This window comes from Endozoicomonas sp. 2B-B, from assembly GCF_053470045.1.
The window spans coordinates 74,250-98,183 of sequence record NZ_JBLZMU010000001.1; the positions used below are offsets into that span (position 1 = coordinate 74,250).

Consider the following 23,934-nt stretch of genomic DNA (forward strand, 5'->3'; position numbering starts at 1 on the left):
GTATTACCAAAAGGCCGTTGGCAATTTTTGCACTGGGCTCTCAATAAAAAAATGCCTTTCTATCCTTTTCCCGGATCAGGGCTCTTCTTTTTCTTAATGCCACTGACCTCAATAGTTTGAACTTTCATGACAAAATCGACTCTATTGTAGATCGAATCCATTTTGAATGTCCTTATTCTATGTTTCTGTGCGGGGACAAATATTGACTCTGAAGCTCAGGGAGGAGCTGCTCATGAACCCTTTGAACAACAATTCCAGCGATGACGGTTCACTCTTGCCAATCAGGCAACTTCGGCGAGAAGAAGCACCAACAGGTGTCAGTGCAGGCAGGGACGTTACTTTGTATAACCAAAAGCAATCTGCATTATTCTGTTTGCCCGATGAAACAAAAAACTTGATTATCTGCTATTTGGGTTTTCGGGAGATTACCTGTTTAACCAGGGTTTGCAAATACCTTCGCGATCTTGTTGAAAACAATGAGGCTCTGGAAAGAGCCTGGTATCAACGGTTTCCTTCACCACACCAATATCTACTAAAGACCATAGCTACCACAAAAGGTGAGCAACAACTCCGTGACTGGTTGAAGCCGTTTGCGAATATGGACACTGTCGAGTCACTCGTACAAAAACATGAGAGTACTTACTTTCCTGCTCTGCTCCTTTTCAACAACAGTAAGCTGATGTCTCAATGTGAAACATTTGACTTAAAGACAAAAATCGAAATTGCCCATCCTGAAAGAATCTTAAAAGCCACCTTAAGCGCCGATAGCCGCCACCTGGTGACCGCCTGTTCAAATGATACATTGAAGATCTGTAGCCAGGAGACCGATGGATCATGGAAAGTAAAAGCCTCCATTCCCAGGAATGGTTGGGTCAATGAAGCCTTTTTCAGCGCCGATAACCAGCATGTGCTGGTCGTCAGTCGCTTCACGGCGGAAATCTATAGTATGAACGAGGATGGATCCTGGGAAGCAAAAGACACCATTCCCAATAATCGTACGACCTTCTCAGCCACCTTCAGTGCTGATAGTCGCCATGTGTTGACCGCCGGTTTGAATAATGTGGATATTGTGGATAATACGCTGAAAATCTATGGCCAGAATAACGATAGATCATGGGAAGTAAAATACATTATTAACTGTGATACTCCGAACAGGTCGGCCAGCTTCAGCGACGATAACCGTCATCTGTTGGTTGTCAGCACATCTGGCGTTGCGACAATCTATGGTCAGGAGGACGATGGATCATGGGAATTAGAAGCCACCCTTCCTGATGAGGGTAGTAACAGCTGGGCCTGCCTCAGCTCCAATGGCCGTCATGCGTTGTTCTGCGATGGATGGATGACTTTAAAAATCTATAGTCAGGAGGACGGGTCATGGGAAACAAAAGCCACCATTACCCATAATAGTGGTCTCAGCTCAATCTCTCTTAGCGAAGATTGCCGCCATCTTGCAACCGGCAGTTACGATAATACAGCAATAATATGTGAACTGCAGGACGATGGATCATGGAAAGAAACAACCAGGATTTCTCATCACGACTTTGTTCTCTCTGCCAAGTTCAGCGTCGATGGCTGCCATCTGGTGACCAAAAGTTATGATAACAAGGCGAAAATCTGTAGTCAGGAGACACCTGGATCATGGGTAGAAGAAGCCACCATTGAACACAATGAGTATATCACCGCAGCCATGTTCAGCGCCGATGGCCGCCATTTAGTGACTGCCAGTCATGATAAAACGGCAAAAATCTATGGCCGTAAGGCCGATGGAACCTGGGTAAAAAAAGCCACCATAACCCACAAAGATAAGGTCCTATCCGCCACCTTCAGTGCCGATGGTTGCCTTGTGGTGACCGCCAGTGAGGATAATACCGCGCAAATTTATGGTCTAAGCAAGGATGGATCATGGCTAAAAAAAGCCACCGTTGTACACGATAAAGCCCTCATCTCAGCCACCTTCTGCGTCGATGGCCGACACCTGGTGACTGCCAGTGAAGATTACACGGTGAGAATCACTGAACTGGAAGAACGATTGATCTACGAATGAACGTCTTTTTGCTCAGAACCGATTAGCAAACAGTGTTATATCAATAGTTTGAACTTCTATGACAAAACCGAGTCAAACAGATCGAATCAATTTAACAACTCGTTCCCACGGCATGGGAACCAGAGTTATCGATTTTGTATGTCCTTTTCTATGTGAGGATAAATACTGACTCTGAAGCTCTGAAGGAGCTGCTCATGACCCCTTTGAACAATAATTCCGGTAATGACGGTTCAACACCTGAGCAGCCTCGACTCGAGCAGGTGCCAACGGGCATGGTTGCAGGCAGGGATGTTACTGCATATAACCAAAATCAATCTTCATTCTTTGGTTTGCCCGACGAATCAAAAACCATGATTATTCGCTATCTGGATTTTCGGGAGATTACCCATTTAGCAAAGGTATGCAAATACCTTCGCGATCTTGTTGAAAACCATAAAGCTCTGGAAAGAGCCTGGTATCGACGGTTTCCTTCACCACACCTGTATCAACTAAATCCCATCGCTACGACAAAAGATGAGCAACAACTCCGTGATTGGTTGAAGCCGTTTGCGAACAGGGACACTGTCGAGTCACTCGTAAAACAACAAAAGAGTACTTATTTTCCTGCTTTGCTCCTTTTCAACAACAGTAAACTGATGTCTCAATGTGAAACATTTAACTTAAAGACAAAAACCGAAATTACCCATCCTGACGAAATCTCAATAGCCACCTTAAGCGCCGATGGCCGCCACTTAGTAACCGCCAGTTTGGATAATACAGTGAAGATCTGCAGCCAGGAGACCGATAGATCATGGAAAGTAAAAGCCTTCACTCCCGATAATGGTTGGGTCCAAAAAGCCATTTTCAGTACCGATAACCGCCATGTGTTGGTCGTCAGTCGTCTTAGGGTGGGAATCTATGGTATGAATGAGGATGGATCATGGGAAGCAAAAGCCAACATTTCCCATAATCCCTGGCTCATCTCAGCCACATTCAGTGCTGATGGTCGTCATGTGGTGATCACCAGTTTGGATAATACGCTGAAAATCTATGGCCAGAAGATCGATGGATCATGGGAAGCAAAATACATTGTTAACTGTGATGCTTCGACCAGATTGGCCAGTTTCAGCGCCGATGGCCGACATCTGTTGGTTGTCAATACATCTGATGTTGCGACATTCTATGGTCTGGAGGACGATGGATCATTGGAAGCAAAAGTCACCATTGCTGATCCAAATGGTGTCAATTGGGCCTGCCTCAGCTCCAATGGCCGCCATGCGTTGATCCGCTTTAGACCTAACACTTTGAAAATCTACGGTCAGGAGGCCGGGTCATGGAAAGTAAAAACCACCATTAACCATAATAATTTTGCCAACTCACACTGCTTCAGCGACGATTGCCGCCATCTTGCAACCGCCAGTTCCAATAATACAGCGAAAATATTTGACCTGCAGGATGATGGATCATGGAAAGAAATAACCACGGTTTCTCATAATCATTTTTTCTACTCTCTCAAGTTCAGCGCTGATTGTCGCCGTCTGATGACCGGAAGTGATGATATTACTGTGAAAGTCTATGGTCAGGAGACCCCTGGATCATGGGTAGAAGAAGCCACCATTAAACACAATGAGAGGATCATCTCAACCGGGTTCAGCGCCGATAGCCGCCATTTGGTGACCGCCAGTTATGATAAAACAGCGAAAATCTATGGCCGTGAAGCCGGTGGATCCTGGGTAAAAAAAGCCACCATAGTCCACAAAGATTGGGTCCGATCAGCCACCTTCAGTGCCGATGGTTGCCTTGTGGTGACCGCCAGTAAGGATAACACCGCGCAAATTTATGGTCTGGGGAAGGACGGATCATGGGTAAAAAAAGCCACCGTTGTACACGATGAAGCCGTCATCTCAGCCACCTTCTGCGTCGATGGCCGACACCTGGTGACCGCCAGTGAAGATCACATGGTGAGAATCACTGAACTAATGTCTTTCTATCATTCTCCAAGTTGATCCTCGGCACTGGCCGGAGGGTCAATCAGGAAAGCCGAGTCAGACGCCCGCTACTACGAAGTGAAAATGGACAGCATCAGGGCATACGCCGAACTGAAAACCGAAATCCACACCACCATCAACCTGCAATACCTTGTCACCTTTGGCAGCGCCCTGCTGACCATTGCTTCCGTACTGGCGGTAAACTGGTACTTTCATGTTTAAGCCAACTCACTCACACTCTGCGCCGCTTGCAGTTGCCGCACCGGGCTGGTGCCTGCTACTTCAATCTGTACTCCACGACCCGCATAACCCGATGGCATCCTGAAAGGCTGGTTGTTCGTAACCGCCTGCCCATGGCGCATATTTTTGTTAACAGTGCCTGGCTTTCGTCTTCTTAATGCCAATGACCTCAATAGTTTGAACTTTCATGACAAAACCGAGTCTATAAAGATCGAATCCATTTTGAATGTCCTTTTCTATGGGGATAAATATTGACTCTGGAGCTCTGGAGGAGCTGCTCATGAACCCTTTGAACAACAATTCCAGCAATGACGGTTCACTCTCGCCAACACCTGTGCAGTTGCGACTCGAGCAAGCGCCAACGGGCATCGTTGCAGGCAGGGATGTTACTGCATATAACCAAAATCAATCTTCATTCTTCCGTTTGCCCGATGAAATAAAAACCAAGATTATTCACTATCTGGGTTTCCGGGAGATTACCCGTTTAGCAAAGGTATGCAAATATCTTTGCGACCTTTTAGAAAACCATAAAACTCTGGAAAGAGAATGGTATCGCCGGTTTCCTTCCCCACACCAACATCTACTAAAGACCATAGCTACTACAAAAGATGAGCAACAACTCCGTGACTGGTTGAAGCCGTTTGCGAATAAAGACACTGTCGAGTCACTCGTAAAACAGCAAAAGAGTACTTGTTTTCCTGCTCTGCTCCTTTTTAACAACAGTAAACTGATGTCTCAATGTGAAACATTTAACTTAGAGGCAAAAAACGAAGTTACCCATCACAGCAAAATCTTAGCAGTCACTTCAAGCGCCGATGGCTGCCACCTGGTGACCGCCAGTTTGGATAATACAGTGAAGATCTGTAGCCAGGAGAGCGATGGATCATGGAAAGTAAAAGCCTCCACTTCCGATAATGGTTGGGTCAAAAAAGCCGTTTTCAGCGCCGATAGCCGCCATCTGTTGGTCATCAGTCGTCGCAAGGCGGTGATCTATGGTATGAAGGAGGATGAATCATGGGAAGCAAAAGCCACCATTTCCCATAATCGTTGGGTCCTCTCAGCCGCACTCAGTGCTGATGGTCGCCATGCGTTGACCGCCAGTATGGATAATACGCTGAAAATCTATGGCCAGAATACCGATGGATCATGGGAAGCAAAATACATTATTAACTGTGATACTCCGATCAGGTTGGCCAACTTCACCGCCGATGGTCGTCATCTGTTGGTTGTCAATGCATCTGACGTTGCGACAATCTATGATCTGGAGGTCGATGGATCATTGCAAGCAAAAGCCACCATTACTGATCCGGATGGTGTCAATTGGGCCTGCCTCAGCTCTGATGGCCGTTATGCGCTGATCCGCATTGGACATGAAATTTTGAAAATCTGCAGTCAGGAAGCCACTGGGTCATGGGAAGTCAAAGCCACCATTAACCATAATAATTTTGCTCACTCACACTCCTTCAGCGACGATTGCCGCCATCTTGCAACCGCCAGTTTCGATAATACAGCGAAAATATGTGACCTGCAGGACGATGGATCATGGAAAGAAATAACCACGATTTATCACGATCGTTTTGTCCACTCTGTCAAGTTCAGCGCCGATGGTCGTCATCTGGTGACCATCGGTGATGATAAAACGGCGCAAGTCTATAGTCAGGAAACCCCTGGTTCATGGGTAAAAAAAGCCGCCATTGAACACAGTGATCATATCACGTCAGCCGGGTTCAGTGCCGATGGCCGCCATTTAGTGACCGCCAGTTATGATAAAACAGCGGAAATCTATGGCCATGAGGCCGATGGATCCTGGGTAAAAAAAGCCACCATAGTCCACAAAGATAAGGTCCGATCCGCCACTTTCAGCGCCGATGGTTGCCTTGTGGTGACCGCCAGTGAGGATAACACCGCGCAAATTTATGGTCTGGGGAAGGATGGATTATGGATAAAAAAAACCACCGTTGTACACGATAAAGCCGTCATCTCAGCCACCTTCTGCGTCGATGGCCGACACCTGGTGACTGCCAGTGAAGATCACAAGGTGAGAATCACTGAGCTATCGAAGAACGATTGATGATCGGATGAACGTATTTTTACTCTGAGCCGATTAGCAAACAGCGTTATATCAATAGATTGAACTTCCATGACAAAACCGAGTCAAACAGATCGAATCACTCATTCCCACACGGGGAACCGCTGGGCCTGAAAGCATGGAAACCAGAGTTATCCATTTCGAATGTCCTTTTCTACGCGCGGATAAATATTGACTCTGAAGCTCTGGAGGAGCTGCACATGACCCCTTTGAACAATAATTCCAGCAATGACGGTTCACTCTCACCAACACCCAAACAGCCTCGACTCGAGCAAGCGCCAACGGGCACCCTTGCAGGCAGCGATGTTACTGCATATAACCAAAATCAATCTTCATTCTTCTCTTTGCCCGACGAATCAAAAACCATGATTATTCGCTATCTGGGTTTTCGGGAGATTACCCGTTTAGCAAAGGTATGCAGATACCTTCGCGATCTTGTTGAAAACCATAACGCTCTGGAAAGAGCCTGGTATCGCCGGTTTCCTTCACCACACCAATATCAACTGGAGAACATCGCTACCGCAAAAAATGAGCAACAACTCTGTGACTGGTTGAAACCGTTTGCGAATAAGGACACTGTCGAATCACTCGTAAAACAACAAAAGAGTACTTCTTTTCCTGCTCTGCTCCTTTTCAATAACAGTAAACTGATGTCCCAATGTGAAACATTTAACTTACAGACAAAGATCGAAATTACCCATCATCCTGATGATATCTTTGTAGTCACCTTAAGCGCCAATAGCCGCCACTTAGTGACCACCAGTGAAGATGGTACAGTGAAGATCTGTAGTCAGGAGACCGATGGATCATGGAAAGTAAAAGCCTCCACTCCCATGAATGGTTGGATCTATGAAGCCTTTTTCAGCACCGATAACCGACATGTGTTGACCGTCAGTCGTTTCAGGGTGGAAATCTATGGTATGAAGGAGGATGGATCATGGGAAGCAAAAGCCACCATTGCCCATAATTTTCGGGTCTTCTCAGCCACCTTCAGTGCTGATGGTCACCATGCGTTGACCACCAGTTCCGATACGCTGAAAGTCTATGGCCAGAAGACCGATGGATCATGGGAAGCAAAACACATTATTAACTGTGATACTCCGATCAGATTGGCCAGCTTCAGCGCCAATGGCTGTCATCTGCTGGTTGTCAATACATCTGACGTTGCGACAATCTATGGTCTGGAGGACGATGGCTCATTGCAAGCAAAAGCCACCATTGCTGATCCGGGTAGTGTCGATTGGGCCTGCCTCAGCTCCGATGGTTGTCATGTTTTGATATGCGTTGGACACAGCACTATCAAAATCTACGGTCAGGAGACCATTGGGTCATGGGAAGTCAAAGCCACCATTAACCATAATAATTTTGTCCACTCATACATCTTCAGCGACGATTGCCGCCATCTTGCAACCGTCAGTTCCGATAATACAACGAAAATATGTGGCCTGCTGGACGATGGATCATGGAAAGAAATAACCACGATTTCTCATGATATTTTTTTCTACTCTGTCAAGTTCAGCGCCGATGGTTGCCATCTGGTGACCGGAAGAGATGATAATACGGCGCAAGTCTATAGTCAGGAGAACCCCGGATCATGGGCAAAAAAAGCCATCATTGAACACAATGATCATATCACGTCAGCCGGGTTCAGTGCCGATGGCCGCCATTTAGTGACCGCCAGTTTTGATAAAACAGCGAAAATCTATGGACTTGAGGCCGGTGGATCCTGGGTAAAAAAAGCCACCATAGCCCACAAAGATAGGGTCCGATCAGCCACCTTCAGTGCCGATGGTTGCCTTGTGGTGACCGCCTGTGACGATAACACCGCGCAAATTTATGGTCTGGGGAAGGATGGATCTTGGGTAAAAAAAGCCACCGTCGTACACGATAAAGCCGTCATCTCAGCCACCTTCTGCGTCGATGGCCGACATCTGGTGACCGCCAGTGGAGATCACAAGATGAGAATCACCGAACTATGGAAGAACGATTGATGATCGAATGAATGTATTTTTTCTCGGAACCTATCAGCAAACAGCGTTATATCAAAAGCTCGATGGCAATTTTTGCAGTGGGCTCTTAATGAAATGTTTCTTTCTATCATTTCCCGGGATCAGGACTCTGTTTTTTTGCATTGAGCTCAGGTTTTCTTAGTTTCACTGACCTCAATGTTATGAACTCCCGCTACAAAACCAACTCTAAATATCGAATCCATTTTGAAAATGTCCTTTTCTACGCAAGGATAAATAATGACTTTGGAACCAGGGAGGAATCGGGTATGGATCCCATGAACAGCCATTCCAGCATCGGCGTTTCAAACCCGCCAACACCCGGGCAACCTGTACCGGAGGAAGCACCAACGGGTGTCAGTGCAGGCAGGGACGTTACTGTATATGACCAAAACCAATCTTTATTCTTCTGTTTGCCCGACGAAAAAAAAACTATGATTATCAGCTACTTGGGCTTTCGAGAGATTACCCGCCTAAAAGAGGTATGCAGATATTTTTGCGATCTTGTTGAAAACCATAAACTTCTGGAAAAAGCCTGGTATCGCCGATTTTCTTCACCACATCAAAATCAACTAAAGACCATCGTTAAGTCAAAAGATGAGCAACAACTCCGTGATTGGTTGAGTCCTTTTGCACCTCAGGGCACTGTCGAATCAATGGTAAAACAACGACTGAGTACTTATTTTCCTGCTCTGCTTCTTTTTAACAACAGCAGTCTGATGTCTGAATGTGAAAAATTCAAGTTAGTGAAAAAAAACGAAATCACCCATTTTGACGAGGTTTACATAGCCAGCTTCAGCGCTAATGCCAGCTTTATCATGGCCAGTGACGACGATGGTTCGTTGACAATCTGTGACCGTAGGACCGATGGATCATGGGAAGCAGAAGACACTATTAACCCTGGTGGTCCACTCTTTGCGGCCAGCTTCAGCTCTGATACCTGTCATCTTCTGACTTCCGATGGAGATAACTCTGAGACTGCGAAAATCCATGTTAAGGAGAGCGATGGATCATGGAAAGTAAAAGCTACCATCCCCCAGGAGGGTAGTATCATTTCAGCCACCTTCAGCCCCGATGACCGCTATCTGTTGACCGTCAATCAGTATAATTTGGTGAAAATCCATGGTCAGGAGACCGATGGATTATGGAAAGAAAAAGCCGCTTTTAAACATGATAATAGGATCATGTCGTTCAGCTTCAGCTCAGATAGCCGTCATTTGTTGATCGCCAGTTCATATAACACTGTGACAATCTATGGTCTGCAGGACGATGCTTCCTGGGATGTAAAAGCCACTATTACCCATGAGGGTAAGATCTTCTCAGCCACCTTCAGCGCCGATAACCGCCGCCTGGTCACCACCGCTGATGATCGTACGGCGAAAATCTGTGACCTGCAGGACGATGGATCATGGAGAGAAACAGCCACAATTGTTCATCACGATACTGTCTTCGCAACCACATTCAGCCCCGATAGCTGCTATTTGGTGACCGTCACTCAAAGAAAAGTCAGAATTTTTCATGATGATGCGAATTACCCAGCCAGCTTCATCGCCGATAGCCGCCACCTGGTAAACGCCAGAGAAGATAACACGGCAAAAGCCGGTAACCAGAAGGCAGCCGGATCATGGGTGAAAAAAGCCACCATTTCTAACAAGAAGGACATCCACTCAGCCACCCTTAGCCCCGATGGCCAGCATCTGGCAATTAACGGCACTGATAACAAGGTAATAATCTATGGCCTGGAGGAAGATGGATCATGGAAGAAAGAAACCATCATTTACCACAAAGGTTATTTCTCAGAAGCCACCTTCAGTCCTGATGGTACCCATCTGGTGACCTGGGCCGATAATGACAAAATGGCAAAAATTTATGGTCTGGGTCCCAAGGGAACATGGGTAAAAAAAGCCATCATTTCTCACGAAGAGGGCATCTCCTCAGCTACCTTCAGCCCCGATGGCCGACATGTGTTGACCGTCAGTGATGATTACAAGGTAAGAATCACTGAACTGCGGAAACTTTGATGAGCTAATGAGTTTAAAACCCATTGACTGCAGACGGCTATCAGATAGAAATGCTTTTTGCAGAAATGAATTTTCCCGGACCAGGACTCTTCATTTTCTTAATTCCACTGACTTCAATATTTTGAACTTCCATTACAAAACCGACTCTAATAGAACTAATACATTTTAAGTGTACTTTTCTATGCAAGGAAAAATAATGACTTTGGAACCAGGGAGGAATCGGGCATGGACCCTATGAACAGCAATTCCAACATCGACGTTTCACACCCGCCAATACCCAAGCAACATCGACTGGAGGAAGGACCAACAGGTGTCAGTGCAGGCAGGGACGTTACCGCATGTGACCAAAATAAATCTTTATTCCTCTATTTGCCCAACGAAACAAAATCTATGATTATTCGCTATTTGGGTTTTCGCGAAATTACCCATTTAAAAAAGGTATGCAGATATTTTCGCGATCTTATTGAAAAAGATAAACTTCTGGAAAGAGCCTGGTATCGCCAATTTTCTTCACCACACCAATATCAACTAGAGACCATCGTTAAAGCAAAAGATGAGCAACAACTCCGTGACTGGTTGAGCCCTTTTGCACCTCAGGGCATTGTCGAGCCAATCATAAAACAACGGCTGAGTACTTATTTTCCTGCTCTGCTTCTTTTCAACAACAGTAAACTGATGTCTGAATGTGAACAATTTAAGTCGGTTAATAAAATCAAAACCACCCATTTCAGAAAGATCACCATAGCCAGCTTCAACGCCGATGGCCGCTTTATGATGACCGCCAGTTATGATTGTACGTTGAAAATCTGTGGCCAGAAGACCGATGGCTCCTGGGAAGCAAAAGACACTATTAACCTTAATGGTCTGGTCTTATCAGCCAGCTTCAGCTCCGATACCCGGCATTTTCTGATTTCCGATGGAAATAACCTTAAAGTTGCGAAAATCCATGTTCAGCAGGATGATGGATCATGGGAAGTAAAATCCACCATTTCCCATGAGGCTCCGATCTTAGCCACCTTCAGCCCCGATGGCCGCTATCTGTTGACTGCCAGTCATTATGAATCGGTGAAAATCCATGGTCAGGAGACCAGTGGAGCCTGGGAAGAAAAGGCCGCTTTTAAACATGAGGGTACGATCAAGTCATACAGCTTCAGCTCAGATAGCCGTCATTTGTTGATAGTGAGTTCAAATAACACGGTGACAATCTATGGCCAGGAGGAGGATGGATCCTGGGGCGTAAAAGCCACCATTAGCCATGAGGGCATGGTCTTCTCAGCCAGCTTCAGTGCCGATAGCCGCCGCCTGGTCACCACCGCTGAAGATCGTACGGCGAAAATCTGTGACCTGCAGGACGATGGATCATGGAGAGAAACAGCCACAATTGTTCATGACAATACTGTCTGCTCAGCCTCATTCAGCCCCGATAGCTGCTATTTGGTGACCGTCATCAGTGGCTATAAAGTCAGAATTTTTCATGATGATGCGATCCACTCAGCCAGCCTCATCGCCGATAGCCGCCATCTGGTAAGCGCCAGTGAAGATAACACGGCAAAAGCCCATAACCAGAAGGCCGCCGGATCATGGGTGAGAAAAGCCGGCATTTCTCGCAAGAAGCGCAAGAAGGGCATGCACTCAGCCACCTTCAGCCCCGATGGCCGCCATCTGGCGATTAATGGAACTGATAACAAGGTATTAATCTATGGCCTGCGGGAAGATGGATCATGGGAGAGAAAAACCATTATTTGCCAGAAAAAAGGTTATTTATCAGAAGCCATTTTCAGTGCTGATGGTTCCCATGTGTTGACGACTGCCTATGATGGCAAAAAAGTAAAAATTTATGGTCTGGGACCCAATGGAAAATGGGTAAAAAAAGCCATCATTTCTCACAAGGAGGGGATCTCCTTAGCTACCTTCAGCCCCGATGGCCGACATGTGTTGACCGTCAGTGATGATCACAAGGTAAGAATCACTGAACTGCGGAAATTTTGATGAGCTAATGAGTGTAAAGACTTCAATATTTTGAACTTCCATTACAAAGCCGACTCTAACAGACCTGATCCATTTTGAGCCTCCTTTTCTATGGGAGGATAAATATTGACTTTGAAGCCGTTGAGGAATCGGGCATGGACCCAATGAACAGCCATTTAAGCACCGACGTTTCAAACCCGCCAACACCCAGGCAGCCTGAACCGGAGGAAGCACCAATGGGTGTCAGTGCAGGAAGGGACATTACTGTATATGACCAAAATCAATCTTTATTCTTCTGTTTGCCCAACGAAACAAAATCTATGGTTATTCGCTATTTGGGTCTTCGAGAGATTACCCGTTTAGTAACGGTATGCAAATATCTTCGCGATCTTGTTGAAAACGATAAAGCTCTGGAAAGAGCATGGATTCGCCGATTTCCTTCACCATACCAATATCAACTAAAGACCCTCGTTACGGCAAAAGATGAGCAACAACTCCGTGACTGGCTTAAGCCGTCTGCGAATGAAGACACTGTCGAGTCACTCGTAAAACATCGAGATAGCGCTTATTTTCATGCTCTGGTCCTTTTTAACAAGAGTAAACTGATGTCTCAATGTAAAAAATTCCACCTGGTGAAAAAAGCAACCATTATCCATCGTCACGATGTGGAGACAGCTACTCTAAGCACCGATAACCGCCATCTAGTGACCGCCAGTTTGGATAGTACTGTGAAAATCTGTGCCCGGGAGGCCGATGGATCATGGAAAGAAAAAACGACCATTTCCCATAATCGTTGGGTCATATCAGCCACCTTTAGTGCCGATGGCCGTCATTTGGTGACCGCCAGCCGTGATCACACAGCGAAAATCTGTAGTGAAAGAGATGATGGCTCATGGGAAGTAGAAACCACCATTTCCCATAATAGTTGGATCAACACATCGAGCTTCAGTGCTGATGGCAGCCACGTGGTGACTGCCAGTCACGATCACACGGCAAAAATCTGTGGTCGGGACGACGATGGATCATGGTCAATAAAAGCCACCATTCAACATGATGGTCCGGTCAAATCAGCCAGCTTCAGCTGCGATGGCCGTCATGTCCTGACCGCAAGTATCGATCACATGGCAAAAATCTATGTCCGGAAAGCTAATGGGTCATGGGAAGAAAAGACCACCATCGCCCATGAGGATAAAGTCTTCTCAGCCAGTTTCAGCGCCGATGGCCGATATGTAGTGACTGCGGGTGAAGATCACACGGCAAAAATCTACGGCCTGCAGGACGATAGTTCATGGGAAGAAAAAGCCACCATTAGTCATGAGGGTGCAGTCTACTCAGCCTCCTTCAGCCTCGATGGCCTCCATGTAGTCACTGCCAGTAAAGATAACACGGCAAAAATCTATGGTCTGAAGGCCTCTGGATCATGGGAAAAAGAAGCCACCATTAACCACATCAGGGCAGCCACTTCAGCCAACTTCAGCGCCGATGGCCGCCATGTGGTGACCACCAGTGCTGACAATACGTCGAAAATCTATGGCCTCCGGGCCGATGGGTCATGGGTAGAAAAACTTACCATCACCCACGACGATTGGGTCCTGTCAGCCACCTTCAGCCCCGATGGGTGCCTCGTGGTGACCGCGAGTTGCGACAAAAAGGCGAAAATTTATGGTCTGGGACACAATGGATCATGGGTAATAAAAGCCATCATTTCTCACAAGAGGCCGATTACCTCAGCCACCTTCAGCGCCGATGGCCGATATATAGTGACCGCCAGTGAAGATTACACGGCTAGAATCACTGAACTACGTGGGAGCAATTGATTATCGAATCAGCCTGAAGGGGTCATTCTGCCGCTGCAAAGTTGCCCATTCTTTACCGTTAAGGAGAGTCTTATGTCGTTTTCAGTTAAAGATAAAGTCGTGTTGGTAACAGGTGCCAATCGAGGGATTGGAGAAGGTTTTGTAAAGATTTTATTGGCACAGGGCGCTAAAACCATTTACGCCGCTGCTCGTGATCTGGATAATTTGCCGTCAGTCATTGCCCTTGACCCCCGGGTGATTAAGCCCATCCAGTTGGATGTAACGAATAACGCGCATGTGACCAACGTGAGGGAATCCGTACCAGAGCTGGATATTCTTATTAACAATGCGGGGATTGCCACAGGAATCCACACCACCGAGCCCGGAGCCCTTGAGGTGGCACGCAAAGAAATGGAAGTAAATTTATTGGGTCCAATGGCGCTGACCCATGCTTTACTGCCGAAATTAAAAGCGTCTAATCAAGCGGCCATCATTAATATTTCGTCCATTGCGGCCATAAGTAATTTCCCATCTTTAGGGCCTTATTCAGCAACAAAAGCAGCATTGCATTCTTACACTCAGGGGTTGCGAGCAGATTTAAGCGGGTTTGGGATACGGGTTTTAGGGGTCTATCCCGGCCCAACGGACACTCGCCTGGCTGAAGGCATTGAGATGGATAAACCTGCTCCTGAAGAGGTGGCAATCAGGACATTCGAAAGTTTAGATGCCGGGGTTAGTGATGTATTTCCTGATGATTTTGCCAGTCAAATGTATTCTATCTTTTTAGATAAACCTCAAAAATTAGAAGCTTTTTTTGCTGAAATGACCGCGCAAAGTGAATAATAGTTTCTTGCACGGACTGTTTCTAAATGAACAGTAATTAAGCTTAATTTTGGTGAGAACCAATTAAAAAATAGCGTTATATCGAAAGCCCGGTGGCAATTTTTGCACCGGGCTCTTAATAAAAAAATTTCTTCCTGCCATTTTCCCGGATCAGGGCTGTTTTTTTCTTGGTTACACTGACCTCAGTATTTTGAACTTTCATTATAAAACCGACTCTAACTGATCGAATCCATTTTGAATGACCTTTTTAAGCAAGGATAAATACTGACATTGGAGCTCTGGAGAAGCCCGGCATGAACCCTTTGAACAACACGTCCAGCAATGACGGTTCACTCTCGCCAATACCCAAGAGACCTCGACTGGAGGGAGCACCGACAGGTGTCAGTGCCGACAGGGACGTTGCTGTATATAACCAAAATCAATCTTCATTCTTCCGTTTGCCCGACGAAACAAAATCTATGATCATTCGCTATTTGGGTCTTCGAGAGATTACCCGTTTAGTAAGGGTATGCAAATATCTTCGTGATCATGTTGAAAATAATAAGGCTCTGGAAAGAGCATGGATTCGCCGGTTTCCTTCAGCACACCAATATCAACTAAAGACCATCGTTACAGAAAAAGATAAGAAACAACTCAGTAATTGGTTGCAGCCATTAGCGAATAAAGGCACGATCAAGTCACTCATAAAACAAAGAAAGAGCAGTTATTTTGCTGCTCAGTTACTTTTCAGCAACAGTAAACTGATGTCTCAATGTGAAAAATTTCACAGGGTGACCAGAAAAAAAACTAGCCATAATTACCAGATCACCACAACCACCTTCAGTCCCGATGGTTGCCACTTGGTAACCGCCAGTATGGGTAAGGTGAGAATCTATGGCCGCAAGACCGATGGATCATGGAAAACAAAAGCCACCATTTCCCATGAGAATTGGGTCAGATCAGCCTCCTTCAGTCCAGATAGCAGGCATCTGGTGACCGCCAGTTATGATCGCACATCGAGAATCTGTGGTCTGGGGGACAATGGCTTATGGGAAGTAAAGACCATCATTTACCATCAAGCTTCGGTCAGGTCGGCCAACTTCAGTGCTGATGGCCGCCATCTGGTGACTGCCAGTATGGATGAGAAGGTGAAAATCTATGGTCTGAAGACCGATGGATCATGGGAAGAAAAAGCCACTATCAAACATAATGGCCCGGTTACCTCAGCCAGCTTGAGCGCCGATTGCCGTCATGTGTTGGTCGACGGTTTTGATAGAAATGCCACAGTCTATGGTCAGGAGGAAGATGGATCATGGAAAGTAAAAGGCACCATTACTCATGGGGGTATTGTCTACTCAGCCACCTTCAGCGCCGATGAACGTCATCTGGCAACCGCCAGTGAAGATTGTTCGGCCAAAATCTGTGCCCTGCAGGCCGATGGATCATGGCAAGAAATAGTCAAAATTTGTCATGATGATTTGGTCTACTCAGCCACCTTCAGCGCCGATGGCAGCTATCTGGTGACCGCCAGTGAAGATGGTACAGCAAAAATCTATGGTCAGGAGACCCCCGGGTCGTGGGTAAAAGAGGCCACCATTAAACACAAACAATCAGTCATCTCAGCTAACTTTAGTCCCGATGGCCGCCACCTGGTGACCACCAGTAAAGATCACAGGGCAAAAATCTATGGCCGGGAGACCTCCGGATCATGGAGAAAAAAAGCCACCATTGCCCACAAAGGCTGGGTTCGACCAGCCGCCTTTAGTGCTGATGGTTGCCATGTCGTTACGACCGCCATAGGTGATGCATATTCTGGCATCGCTTGAACACTGATTCTGCTAACTCTTGAACACCTATTCTGGCAGCACTTGAACACCCATTCTGTCAACTCTTGAACACTTTTTGGAGATTTCCAGAATTGCTGTTCAACTGCCCAGAATCCGTGTTCAAGCCTCCAGAATCTGAAACCTCTTCTTTCGGTAGATTATCTCTTACGCATTGATTTCCTTGAACTTTAGCCGCTGACCTTTCTAAACAGAAAGGACAGCAGTCATGCCAAATAACAGGATTTCCATGCGAAAACTTCAAGAAATACTTCGGATGCGCTTTGAGTGCCGCCTCAGCATCCGGCAAATAGCTCGCAGCACGCGGGTCAGTGTTGGCACTGTGTCCAACTACGTTCAGGCCTTTGAGCGGTCCCCACTCAGCTGGCCTCTGTCCTCCGATTGCTCTGAGGCTACCCTGGTGCAAACATTGTTCCCTGAGCCCCCACTGTCGAGCCGCCAGGGGCTGGTCGACCCGGACTGGGGCGTTATTCACCAGTCACTCAAGCGCAAGGAGGTGACCAAGCAAACACTCTGGGAGGAGTACTGCCAGGAGAGCACTCTCAATGCCTACAGCTACTCGCAGTTCTGTCACCGCTACAATCAGTGGCTGGGCTGCCAGAAACGTTCCATGCGACAGCATCACAAGGCGGGTGAAAAATTGTTTGTAGACTACGCCGGTCTTACGGTCCCTGTCGTTAATCCAAAGACCGGTGAGATCGCCCATAACGCCCAGATTTTCGTAGCGGTGATGGGAGCCTCTAACTACACCTACGCAGAAGCCACCCTATCCCAGAAGTCCGAAGACTGGCTGGGGTCTCATGTTCGGGCCTTTGAGTTCTTTGGAGGTATTCCAGCTGTCGTGGTACCAGACAACCTCAGGAGCGGTGTCAGTAAGACTTGCCGTTATGAACCGGACCTGAACCCGGCTTACCAACACCTGGCCAACCACTACCAGGTGGCGGTCATTCCAGCTCGGCCCTACAAGCCCAAGGACAAGGCGAAAGCCGAAGTGGGTGTGCAGTTGGTTGAACGCTGGATACTGGCCAGACTTCGTCATGAGACCTTCTTTACCCTGGCAGAACTGAACAGTCGTATACGGGAGCTGTTGACTGAACTCAACCTTAAGCCCTTTCAAAAACTGCCAGGTACACGACGAAGTACCTTTGAGCAACTGGACGAACCCGCTTTGCGACCTTTGCCCAAACAGGCCTTTGAGTACGCTGAGTTCAGCAAAGCCAGGGTGAACATTGACTATCACATTCACTGTAAAGGCCATTACTACTCAGTGCCTCATCAGCTGGTCAAGAAAGAGGTGGAAGTTCAGGCAACAGAACATACGGTCACTGTCTTCTGCAAAGGTGAAGTTGTGGCCTGTCACCCCCGTAAGTTCACAACCGGTTTTACCACTCAATCAGCCCATATGCCTGAACGACATAGCAAGCACCAGGAGTGGACACCGGAACGACTGCTGGAGTGGGCAAAACAGCTGGGCCCCGATGTTCACTGGATAACTCAGTATCTGTTGAACAGTCGTGAGCATCCGGAGCAGGCTTATCGGTCTTGCCTGGGGTTATTGAACCTCAAACGGGATTACGGAGCTGACCGGTTAAACAATGCTTGCGCCCATGCCCGGAAAATCAAAGGTTACCGACTCAAGAATATCCGGGCGATCCTGCAATCAGGTAAAGACAAACAGGCTCTTCAACCTGAGGTGAAACAAACGACACTACCTCTTCATGACAGCCACGAAAATGTTCGTGGTGCAGCCAGCTATCAGTAACCGGAGACGTATCATGATGAATCAAACTCTGAACCGTCTGCGGTCACTGCGCCTGACAGGCATGGCCGATGCCCTGGCTCAGCAACTGGAGCAGCCCGGCACCTACGACAGCCTGAGCTTTGTGGAGCGGCTGGCCCTCCTGACAGAACAGGAAGAGACCGAGCGCAATAACAAACGTCTTGCCCGGTTACTGAGGGCGGCCAGGTTTAAGCTGGCTGCACGGGTAGACGACATTGACTACGAACATCCCCGGGGGTTGAAGAAAGTCCAAATAGCCACACTGTCCAGCGAGGACTGGTTAAACAGGCACAGGAACCTGCTGATTACCGGACCTTGTGGCAGTGGTAAAAGTTACCTGGCTTGTGCACTGGGACACCGGGCCTGCATACAGGGTTACAGTGTCCGCTATTACCGACTCTCGCGCTTACTGGAAGAGCTGAGCCTTGCCCATGGTGATGGCAGCTACAGCAGGCAACTCAAGCAACTGGCGAAGGTGGATTTGTTGATACTGGATGACTGGGGGCTGGAACCTCTGACCCAGCAGCAACGCAACGATTTACTGGAAGTGATGGATGACCGTCACGAACAAAGTTCAACGTTGGTTACCAGCCAGCTACCGACCCGGCAATGGCATGGCAGCATCGGTGATGAGACTCTGGCAGACGCCATTCTGGATCGCCTGATGCACAACGCCCACAGGATTACGCTGAAAGGGGAATCCATGCGCAAGAAGCTGGGAAAACTGGAAACACTTGAACACTTGGACTAAAAATCAGACTGGGTGATGCGTAGGAGATCCAGGGTGTTCAAATGAACCAGAATGGGTGTTCAAGCTGACCAGAATACGCAGGTGACAAAAAAGCAAAAATTTATGGACCAGGGGCCAATGGATCATGGGTAAAAAAAGCCACTATTCGACACAAGGAGAAGCTCAGATTGGCCACCATCAGCGCCGATGGCCGACATGTGTTGACCGTCGATGAATATACCACGACGAAAATGACTGAACTAAGGAAGAAGGAATAAGCTGTTCAATATTTTGAACTTCCATAACCAAACCGACTCTAATAGATCGAATCAATTTCGAATGTCCTTTCCAGGCAAGGATGAATACCAACTATAGAGCTACGGAGAAATCAGGCATGGAGCCCATTGAAAGCCATTCCGGCATTGACGGATCACTCTCACCAACACCTGAACAGCTTTCACTGGAGGAAACACCAACAGGTGTCAGTGCCGGCAGGGGCGTTAGTGTATATAACCAAAATCAATCTTCATTCTTCTATTTGCCCAACGAAACAAGATCTTTGATTATTCGCTATCTGAGTTTTCGAGAGATTACCCGTTTAGCAAGAGTATGCAAATATCTTCGCGATTTTGTTGAAAGAGAGAAAGTTCTGGAAAGAGCCTGGTACCGCCGGTTTCCTTCACCACGCCAGGATCAACTAAAGACCATCGCATCGACGAAAGATGAACAACAGCTCCGTGATTGGTTGAAGCCGTTTGCCAATGAGGACACTGTCGAGTCACTCATAAAACATCAATATAAGGCTTATTTTCCTGCTCTGCTTCTTTTCAACAACAGTAGACTGATGTCTCAATGTGAAGAATTTGACCTGGTGAAAACAGCCGAAATGAGCAAATGTCACACTGTCATGTCGGCCACCTTCAGCGCTGATTGTCGCCATGCATTGATTGCCACTGTCGCTGAAGTGGTGGAAATCCATGGCCGGGAGAACGATGGATCATGGAAACTAAAAGCCACTATTAACCATAACAAAGCGGTCAGATCAGCCGCCTTCAGTTCCGATGGCCGTCATGTGGTGACCGCCAGTAAAGATTGCACAGTGAAAATCTATGGTCTGGAGGACGATGGATCATGGGAAATAAAAGCCAACATTCTCCATAAAATTTCAGTCAAGTGGGCGGCCTTCAGTGCTAATGGTCGCCATGTGGTGACTAACGGTTATGATGCCATAATGAAAATCTGTAGTCAGAAAGACGATGGATCATGGGAAGAAAAAGAATCTGTCAAGCATAATTGTCCAGCCAGGTCAACCAGTTTAAGCTACGATGGCCGTTATGTGTTGATTGTCGATACAAATAACAATGCGACAATCTACGGTCAGGGAGACGACGGATTCTGGGAAATAAAGTCTACCATTTCCCATAATTATTTTGTCACCTCAGCCACTTTCAGCGCCGATGGTCGCCATATGGCAACCACCAGTAAAGATGGTACGGCAAAAATCTGTGTCCTACAGGCCAATGGGTCATGGAAAGAAATAGTCAGGATTTCTGACTATGAGGAGGCCTACTCAGCCAACTTCAGCGCCGATGGCAGTCATATGGTGACCGCCAGCAGAGATGGTACGGCAGAGGTCTATGGCCAGAGGGCCCCTGGATTATGGGTAAGAGAGACCACCATTTTACACAATGAGTCAGTCAAGTCAGCCGACTTCAGCGCCGATGGACGCCACCTGGTGACCACCAGTGACGATCACACAGCAAAAATCTATGGTCTGGAGGCCACTGAATCCTGGGTAAAAAAAGCCACCATTCACCACAAAGGTCCGGTTCAACGAGCCGCCTTTAGTGGCGATGGATGCCATGTTATAACAACCGCCAGTGATGACAATATGGCGAACATTTATAGTCTTTGGCCCGATGGATCATGGGTAAAAAAAGCCACTGTTCAACATGAGATAGCGTCCAGATCAGCCAACATCAGCGCCGATGGCCGATATATATTGACCTTCAGTGACCTTAACCAAGTGGAAATCACTGAGCTTCGGAAGAAGGATTGATGATCGAATGAGCCTGACCTCACAGCCAGGCTCCTGCCACAACAAGATAGGTTCGCTGAGACTCGCCATTACTGATTAAAGGTGCGGGTGATTTCGCCATACAGCTTTTGTGGTTACCAGTCATCAGCTAATACAGCCATTATGCGTTTTTCTGCCACTTTTTTCTGACCATTACTGCTTTTAAAGTCTATATCTTCACATTGGTGAACCAACCCCTTCCTGTTAGTAAAGATAAAACCGCAATTTCTTTTATAACGATGTGTTTCTTTCGTACCTTCATCTGGCGAGTCAACAGCAAACTCAGGGCTTGAAGACTGGCCAATATTAAGCCCACCGCCTGAATATTCAATCTCACAATCGTTGTCATTCAACTGTACGACCAGAGTTGCCAGCCCTTTGTCGCGATGCCAGGGCATATCCACAACGTTCTGGGGTGTGAAGAAGAATCCTTCAAAACTGTCAGGATTGATTGAGGGATAGCGAATTATCCAAAACTTTATCTTTTCAACTTTTTTACCTGACCAATCTAATGAATCAGCCATATTTTCTAATGCCTGACAGCATAGCTCTTTAACAGCTTCTGAACGAGTATGAATAATATTTTTCTTGAACGCTTCTTTTTCTTTTATCTTGCCATTTTCATCAAAATGACTAATTAAGTTTTGGTTCCTCGAATGCAAAAGCGTTGAATGCCGTATGTTAGTGCCCTGATAGCTGACTAAGATACGATCAAAAATATCATTCTTTGGTATTTCAAATTCACAAGCGGTGGATTTATCAATCTCGCTTTTCAGAAAATCGGCATCAAACAATCGGCGATCTTTGTCTACTTCTTCGTTGACCATTTTTAAAAGATCTTCATCAAATAAATGGTTTACCATTATAAATTTATCACCATATTTTATATGTTTATTAACTGTCCTTTCCCCCAAAACCAGTGGAGTGGCGACATGGCTACCAGCGATTATGCCACTACCTACTCCAGCTTCTGAAACATCCTGCCTGTGCAGTCTGTTGCGCAGAGGCGATTTGCCTGCTTCTGCCATCTCTTTGAAATTATGTGTCAATGATCTAAAAAAAACAGGCACTGCCGAGCGTTTCGATAATTGTGTCGTCGACTCCCGAACATTTGACAGGCTGTTTTTAAAGGAGTTGCTCTGTTGAGGTGATGGGGTTGCGCCAAAGTTAGACGACCTTGCCAGATAGGTATTCGTGGAGTGATAGAACAAGTGCCCGGTTCCCATTTGGAGTAATAACATCAGGTCATTGATATGATCTTGCCTCCAGATTTTTTGCGACGAAATCCCCGTAGCCAGTCTATCTGATGTCGTACTGAGAGCCAGTGAAAACAGATTCTCTGAATGTTGACTTGAGTCAGTGAGCAATAAAAAGCCCGGATGATGTGTAAAAAGATCATGATCAGAGTAAACCAGTCGTGATACCGGGTTATTCTGGCTACTACTCAGGCCGATTACCGCAGCGCCTTTTTGACTTTTTAAAACATCGGTTAAAGGTGGGGAAAAAAGCTCCCGTTCAGCGGTATTGCCTGACAGTGCGTTTTCAATGGCCCGGTTAACAGCCTTTAAGGTTTGTCCATGAAAGAGGCTGTAAACCTTATCCTCTTGAAAGTGTGAGCAGAGGGTTGTGATTGTCTCTAAGTCCCATTGAACATCCGCTTCAGCGTCAATAAGCAGGTTTATTTCCTCAGAAACCTGATCGCCACTCATCATAAGTTTTAACAGGTTATTATTGATCCCCTGAATTTGGATAGTCAGTTTATCCATACGGTTGTCAGAAAGCGTTTGATATAAATTGACCCATTCCGGAATATCTTCAGGCGGATCAATTTCAGCACTGTTTCCCGTATCATTCAGAACATTGATTTCCAGGAAAGGCTTTTGATCTTCGGGGAATACAACCTGCTGATAATAATGACTGGCCAGCCAGGGGTGCTCAGGATAGACAGGCATAATGCCTTTGCGGGGAAGTTGTGCGTCACAGGCAAGGATTTTGTTTTCTCTATCCACATATTCAGATAGCGTACTGGTCAGATAGTTAAAATAAAATTTCAGGTTGATCAGTATAAAAAATGCCCTGATCTGAGACTCCAATGTCATTGCAGATACTGCGAAAAAATCGGTTATATAAGAGTGACTGCCTGCTGACGGCTGCCTGAGAACAACCTCGCCGACGGCGGCTATGTAGTAGGGTAAAAATGCGACCCCCACAAGTGACGCAGAAGTTCTCAGTGTGGCCAGTATCTGCTGTGCCATTGTGTAAGAATCCTGGTGTAGCAGAAGGTGGGTCTGAGCTTTTAATAAATGAGGTATTCTCTGACTCGAAAGAGTAGTACCTACCGGATTTTGATTGACTGTAATGAGTGTTTCAGTATTTCCACTTGCAGCGAATGGAAGTGCAGTCAAAATTAAAATTAATGTCGTACATCTGGCTAAATTATTCATTTTTTAAATGGCTCCGAATTTACTATTTATGTTTAGTCAAATTCAGCTAACAGCTAAAGAAAGTCCCTTCTTGATGTTTTAGACAGGTTGCAACGGATTAGCATTT

Annotated in this window: 14 protein-coding genes; 12 read left to right on the top strand and 2 right to left on the bottom strand. The window is 46.5% G+C overall.

Annotated features, from left to right (window positions below; translation table 11 throughout):
* The first annotated feature begins 232 nt into the window (after positions 1 to 232).
* Positions 233 to 2,044: an F-box protein gene (locus ACOMHB_RS00255; RefSeq protein WP_448215035.1), complete on the top strand. Its 1,812-nt coding sequence runs from the start codon at positions 233 to 235 to the stop codon at positions 2,042 to 2,044.
* Between the two features lie 194 nt (positions 2,045 to 2,238).
* Complete coding sequence (locus tag ACOMHB_RS00260) at positions 2,239 to 4,029, top strand: F-box/WD repeat-containing protein (RefSeq protein WP_448215036.1); 1,791 nt, start codon at positions 2,239 to 2,241, stop codon at positions 4,027 to 4,029.
* 39 nt (positions 4,030 to 4,068) lie between these two features.
* Here the strand turns inward: ACOMHB_RS00260 and ACOMHB_RS00265 are convergent, their stop codons facing one another.
* A complete protein-coding gene (locus tag ACOMHB_RS00265; protein ID WP_448215037.1) occupies positions 4,069 to 4,227 on the bottom strand; it encodes a hypothetical protein in 159 nt (52 codons plus the stop codon).
* Between the two features lie 304 nt (positions 4,228 to 4,531).
* On the opposite strand from ACOMHB_RS00265, the gene ACOMHB_RS00270 reads away from it, so the two are divergent.
* The 10 genes from ACOMHB_RS00270 to ACOMHB_RS00315 all read left to right on the top strand — a co-directional run bounded on the left by ACOMHB_RS00270 (position 4,532) and on the right by ACOMHB_RS00315 (position 21,366).
* Positions 4,532 to 6,322: an F-box/WD repeat-containing protein gene (locus ACOMHB_RS00270; protein ID WP_448215038.1), complete on the top strand. Its 1,791-nt coding sequence runs from the start codon at positions 4,532 to 4,534 to the stop codon at positions 6,320 to 6,322.
* A gap of 218 nt (positions 6,323 to 6,540) precedes the next feature.
* Positions 6,541 to 8,331, top strand: a complete 1,791-nt coding sequence (locus tag ACOMHB_RS00275) for an F-box/WD repeat-containing protein (RefSeq protein ID WP_448215039.1) — start codon at positions 6,541 to 6,543, stop codon at positions 8,329 to 8,331.
* A 284-nt stretch (positions 8,332 to 8,615) separates the two neighbouring features.
* Positions 8,616 to 10,367 carry an F-box/WD repeat-containing protein gene (locus tag ACOMHB_RS00280; RefSeq protein ID WP_448215040.1) on the top strand — a complete coding sequence of 584 codons (1,752 nt, stop codon included), beginning with the start codon at positions 8,616 to 8,618 and terminating at the stop codon, positions 10,365 to 10,367.
* Positions 10,368 to 10,592: 225 nt separating this feature from the next.
* A complete protein-coding gene (locus ACOMHB_RS00285) occupies positions 10,593 to 12,356 on the top strand; it encodes an F-box/WD repeat-containing protein (RefSeq protein WP_448215041.1) in 1,764 nt (587 codons plus the stop codon).
* A 134-nt stretch (positions 12,357 to 12,490) separates the two neighbouring features.
* Positions 12,491 to 14,152, top strand: coding sequence for an F-box/WD repeat-containing protein (locus ACOMHB_RS00290; protein WP_448215042.1), 1,662 nt, complete (start codon positions 12,491 to 12,493; stop codon positions 14,150 to 14,152).
* 72 nt (positions 14,153 to 14,224) lie between these two features.
* Positions 14,225 to 14,974 carry an SDR family NAD(P)-dependent oxidoreductase gene (locus tag ACOMHB_RS00295; protein WP_448215043.1) on the top strand — a complete coding sequence of 250 codons (750 nt, stop codon included), beginning with the start codon at positions 14,225 to 14,227 and terminating at the stop codon, positions 14,972 to 14,974.
* 293 nt (positions 14,975 to 15,267) lie between these two features.
* The gene (locus tag ACOMHB_RS00300; protein ID WP_448215044.1) at positions 15,268 to 16,779 is read left to right on the top strand and encodes an F-box/WD repeat-containing protein; all 1,512 of its coding nucleotides are present in this window, start codon (positions 15,268 to 15,270) and stop codon (positions 16,777 to 16,779) included.
* A gap of 226 nt (positions 16,780 to 17,005) precedes the next feature.
* Positions 17,006 to 18,559 carry an IS21 family transposase gene (gene istA, locus ACOMHB_RS00305; RefSeq protein WP_448215045.1) on the top strand — a complete coding sequence of 518 codons (1,554 nt, stop codon included), beginning with the start codon at positions 17,006 to 17,008 and terminating at the stop codon, positions 18,557 to 18,559.
* A gap of 10 nt (positions 18,560 to 18,569) precedes the next feature.
* Positions 18,570 to 19,328: an IS21-like element helper ATPase IstB gene (istB, locus tag ACOMHB_RS00310; protein WP_448218584.1), complete on the top strand. Its 759-nt coding sequence runs from the start codon at positions 18,570 to 18,572 to the stop codon at positions 19,326 to 19,328.
* Positions 19,329 to 19,701: 373 nt separating this feature from the next.
* Positions 19,702 to 21,366, top strand: coding sequence for an F-box/WD repeat-containing protein (locus ACOMHB_RS00315; RefSeq protein ID WP_448215046.1), 1,665 nt, complete (start codon positions 19,702 to 19,704; stop codon positions 21,364 to 21,366).
* A gap of 113 nt (positions 21,367 to 21,479) precedes the next feature.
* Here the strand turns inward: ACOMHB_RS00315 and ACOMHB_RS00320 are convergent, their stop codons facing one another.
* A complete protein-coding gene (locus ACOMHB_RS00320) occupies positions 21,480 to 23,639 on the bottom strand; it encodes a hypothetical protein (protein WP_448215047.1) in 2,160 nt (719 codons plus the stop codon).
* Positions 23,640 to 23,934 lie beyond the last annotated feature (295 nt).